The organism is Pseudoalteromonas sp. SG43-6, assembly GCF_014164365.1.
Classification (GTDB): Bacteria; Pseudomonadota; Gammaproteobacteria; order Enterobacterales; family Alteromonadaceae; genus Pseudoalteromonas; species Pseudoalteromonas rhizosphaerae.
Genome location: NZ_JACJEZ010000124.1, coordinates 1 through 1,603, shown reverse-complemented (window position 1 = coordinate 1,603; position 1,603 = coordinate 1). Strand labels below are relative to the sequence as shown.

1 protein-coding gene is annotated in these 1,603 nt (G+C 49.9%); it reads left to right on the top strand.

Features of this window, described 5'->3' with window-relative positions; translation table 11 throughout:
- On the top strand, window positions 1–1,603 hold a 1,603-nt coding region (locus H5201_RS22370; RefSeq protein WP_182785439.1), incomplete at both ends, for a tandem-95 repeat protein.

Genomic DNA, 1,603 nt, shown 5'->3' with positions numbered 1-1,603 from the left:
AGCATCATTAATAAGCCAAGCTGGGCGAGCTTTGACACCAGCACGGGCGAATTAGCGGGCACGCCACAGAACGAGGATGTAGGCAGCTACGCGGCTATTACTATCAGTGTTAACGATGGCACAGATAGCGCCAGTTTAACGCCATTTACATTAGAGGTAACCAACACCAATGATGCGCCGGTAGGGCAAAACTTCGCGTTTAACCTCGATGAAGCCGCGACCTTAACCGTGGCACTTGCAAACGGGTTATTAAGTAACGCCAGCGATGATGATGCAGGCGACATACTCAGCGCAGAGCTGGTCAGTCAACCACAATTTGGTAGTGTCAGCTTAAACAGTGATGGTAGCTTTAGTTATCAACATGACGGCAGTGAAAACCACGGCGACAGCTTTACATTCCAAGTTCGTGATAGCGCCGGTGCGTTATCGGCAGTACAGACAGTAACACTAACGGTCGCGCCAGTTGCAGATGCACCGGTTGTCATGGATGACAGTGCCACCACTGCAGAAGACACGCCAGTGAACTTTAGTTTGGTAGCGAATGACAGTGATGCAGAAAATGACCTAGTGGTTGCTTCAGCGGCTATCGTATTACCTGCGAGTAAAGGCACGGTAAGTATCACTAACGGCATTGCCACGTATACACCGAACAGCAACGTAACGGGGACAGACACTTTTACTTATACGGTAAAAGATGCGGCATTGAATACCTCGACAGCGGCAACAGTGACAGTCACCATTACCCCAGTGAACGACCTCCCTGAGGTACAAGCTATCAGCTTAAGTGTGGATGAAGACACCGCATCAGCAGTGACCAATGTGCGTTCACTGGCCAGTGATGTGGAAGACACCATCCCAACGGGCACGATTAACTTAGTCAGAGCGCCAAGCTCAGGGCAAGTGGTGTTTGACCAAGCCGCGGGCACCTTTGTGTATACCCCAGATGCGAACGTTACAGGGCAAGACAGTTTCACCTACACCATTACCGACAGCGAAGGCGGTGTGTCACTGCCAGGAACCGTTACGGTAAATATAGGTGCGGTGAATGACCGCCCCGTTGTTGCTAATGATGCAGTGACGACTGATGAAGATACCGCAACAACGTTAGCTATTTTAGCAAACGACTCAGACGTAGAAGACAGTGGCTTTAATGCTGCCAACGTAAGCCTTGAAAACCAAGGCACGGGGGCGGGCATGTACGACTTTGCGACAGTCAGTGTTAACCTCGATGGTAGTTTAGCTATCGTGCCAAGCCAAGATGTGAATGGGGTATTTAGTTTCACCTACACATTAACAGACAGCGAAGGCTTAAGCTCAACCCCAGCGACCGTCACACTGACCATTAATGCCGTGAACGATGCACCAGTGGCGCTAGATAACACCGCCCAACTGCAAGAAGAAGGTTCATTTGAAGTTAACGTATTGGGTAACGACAGTGATGTTGATATCGGCGACAGCTTAGATGTGAGCAGTGTGACGGTTGTCAGTGCACCAAGCAATGGGCAAACTCAAGTAACCGCAACGGGGGCAATCATTTACACCGCCAATGCAGATTACTATGGTGACGACAGCTTTACTTACACAGTTAAAGACAGCAATGGCG